The 6,000-nt window shown below is 71.0% G+C and carries 4 protein-coding genes; 2 read left to right on the plus strand and 2 right to left on the minus strand.

Annotated features, from left to right (window positions below):
* Positions 1–43 precede the first annotated feature (43 nt).
* Positions 44–1,354: an MFS transporter gene (locus ACVBEQ_RS18295; protein WP_447154713.1), complete on the minus strand. Its 1,311-nt coding sequence runs from the start codon at positions 1,352–1,354 to the stop codon at positions 44–46.
* Between the two features lie 270 nt (positions 1,355–1,624).
* On the opposite strand from ACVBEQ_RS18295, the gene ACVBEQ_RS18300 reads away from it, so the two are divergent.
* Positions 1,625–2,680 carry an extracellular catalytic domain type 1 short-chain-length polyhydroxyalkanoate depolymerase gene (locus tag ACVBEQ_RS18300; RefSeq protein ID WP_447154714.1) on the plus strand — a complete coding sequence of 352 codons (1,056 nt, stop codon included), beginning with the start codon at positions 1,625–1,627 and terminating at the stop codon, positions 2,678–2,680.
* Here the strand turns inward: ACVBEQ_RS18300 and ACVBEQ_RS18305 are convergent.
* A complete protein-coding gene (locus ACVBEQ_RS18305) occupies positions 2,604–3,440 on the minus strand; it encodes a pentapeptide repeat-containing protein (RefSeq protein ID WP_447154715.1) in 837 nt (278 codons plus the stop codon). The genes ACVBEQ_RS18300 and ACVBEQ_RS18305 overlap by 77 nt on opposite strands.
* A 203-nt stretch (positions 3,441–3,643) precedes the next feature.
* Here ACVBEQ_RS18305 and ACVBEQ_RS18310 point away from each other — a divergent pair, with 203 nt between their 5' ends.
* The gene (locus ACVBEQ_RS18310) at positions 3,644–5,950 is read left to right on the plus strand and encodes a M28 family peptidase (RefSeq protein ID WP_447154732.1); all 2,307 of its coding nucleotides are present in this window, start codon (positions 3,644–3,646) and stop codon (positions 5,948–5,950) included.
* Positions 5,951–6,000: the final 50 nt, after the last annotated feature.

Consider the following 6,000-nt stretch of genomic DNA (forward strand, 5'->3'; position numbering starts at 1 on the left):
GTCCTCGATCCCGGTGGCCGGCTGAACCAGCCGGCCGCCGGGATCACTGCTGGGTGAGTTCCTGCTCCGCTTCGACCGGGTCAGCGCTGAGCGGATGCGCGCGTTCGTCGGCGCCCAGCCGGGCGATCAGCAGGGTGCCGATCGCCAGGATCGTCGGTACGAAACCTACGACGACGAATGTCGACGCGATGCCGACCGTGTCGCCGACCGGACCGGCGATCGCCATCGAAACGGGCATCAGCGCAAGGGAAACGAAGAAGTCGAGGCTGGAGACCCGGCCGAGCATCGCGGGCGGCACCCGGCGCTGCAGCAGCGTTCCCCAGAGCACCTGCGCTCCCTGGAAGAGCGCCCCCGAGACGAACAGCGCCACGACCATCAGCCACAACTGGTTGGTCAGGCCGATGATCGTGAGCGGGATGCAGCCGATTCCCCAACCCAGGATCATCAACGTCAGGTAGCGCCGGGGGAGCCGCAGGGACGCGACGACCAGCGAGCCGACCGCCCCGCCGACCCCGAACGCGGCCAGCGCGACGGCGAAAGCGCCCGGCCCGCCGCCGGTCTGGTCCTTCACGGCGAAGGGCAGCAGGACCTCGATCGGCCCCATCACGACCAGCACCAGCAGGATCGCGAACAGCAGAACCGCCAGCAGCCAGCGGGTCCGCACCATGTACGCGAAGCCGTCACGGATGTCGATGATCGCGGACACCATCGGGTGCCGGGACCGGTCGACATCTCGCCGGACCGCGGTTGTCCGCATCATGGCCAGCACACCGGCCGAGCCGACCTGCAGCACTGCGACCGCCAGGAACGCTGCACCGGGGGACCAGACCGCGATCAGCACACTGGCAAGGACCGGACCGGCCGCCTGCATGATGGTCGGCCGGAGCATGCCCTCGATGCCGTTGGCGGCCAACAGCTGCTCCGGCGGGATGATCGCCGGAAGCCACGCCGAGTACGCCGGATAGAAGAAGCCGTCGGCGACGCCGAGTACCAGCCCGATGAACGCCAGCTGCCAGACCTGGATCAGCCCGGTGAGGGACAGCACCGCAGCGGCGCCGAAACACAGCCCGCGGACGATTTCCACCGCCAGCAGGATCAGCCGCTGCGGCACCCGGTCCGCCACAGCGCCGCCGACCAGTACCGACAACACCAGCCCCAGACCGGAACCGGCCGCGACGATGGACAGGTCCGATGCGGTCCCGCCGAGCGCGATGACCTGCCAGACCGACGCCACCAGCCAGATCCCGAGGCTGAGCAGCGAGAACAGCAGTGCCGATGTCAGCAGCCGGTACTGGCCGCTGGCGAACGGCCGCAGCGCGCGGGGAAGCCGGGTCGCGGGAGCCTGCTCCGTCACGGCGGGGCTCCTTTCGACGCGCTCTTGATGCTGGTTGTTCCAGCTGACCGCCCCGACCGGGGCAGTCACGATGCTGCCTCAGCGGCGGCGCGGGGCCAAGACCTTTTCGTCGTCCGCCACGCTGCGTTTCGGCGGGTCCGCCGTATCGAGACGGCTGTCACAGTTGCGCACTCGCGCGGCGCACCGGATCGGCCAGCTGTCGAACCTACGATCACGTCAGGCGTTGCTGGCCGGTCTCGGCGTGCACAGGACGGGGGAACGCTCGTGCCGTTGTCCGGATCGAGCCCGTACTCGGAGGCGCCCCAGATGCTGCTGCCGGCGGCACCGAACCGGTGGACCCGCCATCGTTGTCGTAGCAGGCACGGCACCAGGACGTACGACGTCTACCTGCCGGCGTCGGTGACGAACGCCCGGTCGGCCGCGCCGGTGCTGTTGCTGCTGCACGGATGTCGGCAGAACTCGACCGACTTCGCCGCCGACTCCGGCTTCACCGCGGTGGCCGACGCCAACGGGATGGTGATCATCGCGCCGCGGCAGGAGATGCCCCACCAACTCCAGCGCTGCTGGCGGTGGTACGAATCGGCGCACCAGCATCGCGGACGCGGCGAACCGGCGATCCTGACGGACATCCTCGCCGAGGTGGCCGCATCGGCGACGGGGTGGCGGGTCGATCCCCGACGCGTGTACGTCGCCGGTATCTCCGCCGGCGGCGCAATGGCCCTGATCCTGGCGACGACCTACCCCGACGTGTTCGCCGCGGCCGGAGTGCATTCCGCGACCGCCTACCGTTCGGCGACACAGGGTCTGGGTGCGTTGGGTGCGATGTCCGCGCGCGGCTCGGCTTCCGCGATCGACGCTGTCGACCCGTCAGCAGGCACGATGGCACCGGTGGTGGTGGTGCACGGCACCGACGACCGGATCGTGCGGCCACCGAACGCGGACCGGATCGTCGTGCAGTGGCTCGCGTCCCGGCGGGCCGGCCGCGCGGGACCGAGCAGGATCCGGCCGCTCGCCGTTACCCGCTCGCTGACGGTCGACGGTCGGCGCTGCCTCCGCACCCGTTGGTACACGGTCGGTGGGAAACGCGTTCTCGAGTACTGGCGGGTCGACGGTCTCGCGCACGCGTGGTCCGGCGGAACCGGGCGTGCGCCGTTCATCGACCGTTCGGGACCACCTGCGGCGGAACTGATGTGGGAGTTCTTCTCCCGTCACCGCCGGGCCGCGGACCGGCCCGCCCGGCGCGCGTTGCTCACGATCTTCGCCAAGACTCCGGCGCTGCCAACACGTCCGGAATCGTCGTCCGTCGATCGCCCCTGGCGCCGTTGATCTGCGGCTGGGTGACGAAGAGGCTCGCGGCAAGACGGGCCCCGCGGAGATCGGCCGCGCGCAGGTCCGCGCCGAGCAGGTCGGCGTGACTGAGGTCCGCCCGCCGCAAGTCCGCGCCGATCAGGTACGCCCCGCGAAGGTCCGCGCCACGCAGGTCGGCCGCCGCCAGCTTGGCCCCGATGAGGTCCGCATTCCGGTGATCCAGCCCCGCTGTCGAGCTGCGGAACGGTGCCCGCTCAGACTCGCTGACCCGCTGCAGCAGCGGGGCCACCCGGCGCCGCTGGTCGGCGACATCCAGCTGCAACAGCTGATCCGGGTCGGCCGCGGTCAGCTGCCGGACCCGGTCCCGGGCAGCGGTGAGCTCGGCATGCAGCTCGTCTCCCGACGCCCGGGACAGCGCCTCGGTCAGCACCCAGAGGAGCTCGTGCAGCTGCCGCATGACGGGCAGCACGGCGAACATCCGCGACGCGGTTCCCGGTGCGCTCCGCCAGTCGACGCCGGCGAACGTCACCTGCGAGACCTGCTGCCCGGCGCCGAAACAGTCGAAGACGGTGCAGCCGGGTAAGCCCCGCTCGCGGAGCCGGTCGTGGATGGTGCACCCGAAGTCCTTGCTGGCCAGGTGCCGACACGGTTCACCGGCGTCCTTGTCGAACGCGAAGTCGGCCGACGCCTGGAAAGGTAATGCCACGCAACACAACCCGAAACAGCTGGAGCAGTCCGCGAGCAGGTTCCGCCGCAGGTCCGGCTCGGGTGGGGGCACGGACGCCGACGCTACCCCTGCCCGCCCCGCCCCGCCTTGGCCCCGTCCCGCTCCTGCCCCCGTCCCGCTCCTGCCCCCGGCCCGTCCTGGAAGTTGATCATGGCAAAGCTCGCGTTCTGGACGGCGTGTCGCGGCCTGAACCTGCGAGTTTCGCCATGATCAACACGGTGTGGTGACCGCTGATCAGGCACGATGAGCCGGTGATGCCGCCCGTCCGGTCCCGCATTCCGGGGCTCGTGTTGCTCCTCCTGCTCGCCGTCCTCGGGTACCTCACGGTTCTCGCGGTGTCGCCACCGGGAGTCGTCGCGCAGGACGCCCCTGCCGACCGGTTCAGCGCGGAGCGTGCGTACCGGCACGTCGAGCAGATCGGCGGGCAGGTGCACCCGGCCGGGTCGGAGGCTGCGGGCACCGTCCGCGACCACATCGCGTCGGCCTTGACGGATCTGGGGTTGCATCCTGAGATCCACCAGGCGGTCGGCGGGACGGGGGCGCTGAGCGGGCCGTACGGGATGGCCCGGGTCAACAACGTTGTCGCGGTCCTGCCCGGGTCCGCGCCGACCGGACGGGTCGTGTTGTTCGCGCACTACGACTCGGTGCAGGTCTCGTTCGGCGGCAACGACGACGGGGCCGGGGTGGGCACGCTGCTGGAGACGGCGCGGGCGATGCAGGCCGGGCCGCCGCCGGTGAACGACGTCGTATTCCTCTTCACCGACGCCGAGGAGGCGTGCCTGTGCGGCGCCGAGGCGTTCGTCAGCAGCCACCCATTGGCTGCGGAGGGCGGCGTCGCGCTGAACTTCGAGGCTCGTGGCAGCACCGGTCCGGCGGTCATGTTCGAGACGTCGCTGGGCAACGCCGCGGTGGTCGACCTCTATGGCGGCGTCGTGCCCTACCCGGTGGCCACCAGCTTCGCCGTCGAGGTCTACCGGATCCTGCCCAACGACACCGACTTCACCCCGTTCCGGGAGTCCGGCCGGTTCGCCGGGCTGAACACCGCCTACATCGACGGGTCCGCGGTGTATCACTCGCCGCAGGACACACCGGCGTCGATGGACCGGCGAAGTCTGCAGCAGCACGGTGACAACGCAGTGGCCCTCGCACGGGCCTTCGGTGACGCGGACATTCCCGCCGTCGCCGCACCCGGGGGTGCAGATCTGACCTACTTCCCGGCCCTGGGTGTGCTGATCAGGTACCCGGGATGGCTGGTCTGGCCGCTGGCGGTGCTGGCCCTGGCCGGTGTGACGGCCGTGGCCTACCTGGCCCGGCGAGCGGCGAGTTGGCCGCGGCTGGCCGCCGGCTTCGGTCTTGCCGTGATCCCGCTCGTGCTGGCACCTGTTGCGGCGCAGGGGTTGTGGGCCCTGTTGGTCGCCATCCGCCCGGAATACGGCAACATGATCGACCCCTGGAACCCGGGATGGTTCCGGGCGTGCGTGATCGCCCTGGTCGCCACCATCGTGCTGGCGTGGTACGGGCTCCTGCGCCGGCGGATCGGCAGCTGGCCGCTCGCCATCGGCGCCCTCGGCTGGCTCGCCGTGATCGGTGTCGCGCTCGCGGCTTTGACGCCCGGCGGCTCCTACCTGGCCACGATTCCCGCACTGGCCGGCGCCGCCGGCACTGCCGTTGCGCTCACCGTCCGGCAGCGGTGGGCCGGGCTGACCGCCGTCGGGCTGGCCGGTGCGGTCGCCGTCATCGTGCTGGTGCCGACGGTCTATCTGTTCTTCCCGGCGCTCGGTCTGGCAACCGGTGCCGCCGGCGCGCTCTTCGCCGTGATGCTGGCACTTGCCCTGCTGCCGGTGCTGGACCTGCTGTACCCGACCACTGTCGAGGACGGCGTCGGCACCGGGCCGTCGAAGGTGGCGGCCGCAATGCCCGCGATCGTCGCCGGCGCCCTGGTCCCGGTGTGCCTGGTCGCCGGATTGCTGAGCGACGGCTTCGACGCCGAGCACCCCGCGCCCGCCCACCTGGCGTACGCGCTGGACACCGACACCGGCACCGCGCGGTGGATCAGTACCGACGCCGACCCGGGGGATTGGCTGAGCCAGTACGTCACCGGCCGAGAGGATCTCAACGACCCCTTCGGTCTGTTCGCCGACGGTGTGCTGACCGGACCCGCCCCCGCCGCCGACCTGCCGCCGCCGGAGGTACGGGTTAACAGCGACAGCACCGCCAACGACCGGCGCACCATCACCTTCACCGTCACCCCCCGCCGACCGGTGCGGCTGGTGTACGCCGACCTGCCCGGCGCCACCGTGCTGAGCGCGACGGTGGACGGGCGGCAGGTGCCGATGGAGGGTCGTGACGGCGAATTCGGGGTGGTCTTCCACGCACCGCCGCCCGGCGGGGTGCGGTTCGTCGTCGAGGTGGACTCGACCGGTCCCACGCCGATCAGGGTGATGGACGGCAGCGACGGGCTGGACGGTCTCCCGGGCTTCCGCCCCCGCCCCCACGGCGTGGGGATCGACGGCTCACACACGTCCGAGCTCGTGGTGGTTGCAGCGACTGTCAGGGTCTGATCGATTCGTGCTCGATGAACCGGGCGCTTAATAGCTTAATCACCGACTGC

This window comes from Nakamurella sp. GG22, assembly GCF_052976845.2.

Bases quoted from the DNA above. Each gene is read 5' to 3' on its own strand.
- ACVBEQ_RS18310 (WP_447154732.1), top strand. From the start codon at position 3,644: ATGCCGCCCGTCCGGTCCCGCATTCCGGGGCTCGTGTTGCTCCTCCTG.